The 243-nt window shown below is 32.5% G+C and carries 1 pseudogene; it reads right to left on the reverse strand.

The features are described from left to right. Positions 1-243, reverse strand: a pseudogene (locus tag AWV70_RS22330) (plasmid recombination protein); the annotation flags it as partial.

Raw genomic sequence — 243 nt, forward strand, 5'->3', positions numbered from 1 at the left:
ATAATCTGTTCTTAAAATGATTACATTTTCAGTTGGCTTTCTTTCTGTCTTTGTTATTTCCTTACCTAAACCAAACAGAGCTTTCTCGCCAGTCGGCACTTCAATATTTTTCATTTGTCGTCTCACTGGAACTATTAAATCAGACTCCACTCTTTCTCTATATCCAGTCAATTCATCTTTTTTGCTAGTAAGATCCTTTTCTAGAAAATCAATTTCTTTTTCCAAGGTTTGTTTTTTAAACGT

It is taken from the genome of Sporosarcina koreensis (assembly GCF_001531445.1).
Lineage (GTDB): Bacteria > Bacillota > Bacilli > Bacillales_A > Planococcaceae > Sporosarcina > Sporosarcina koreensis_C.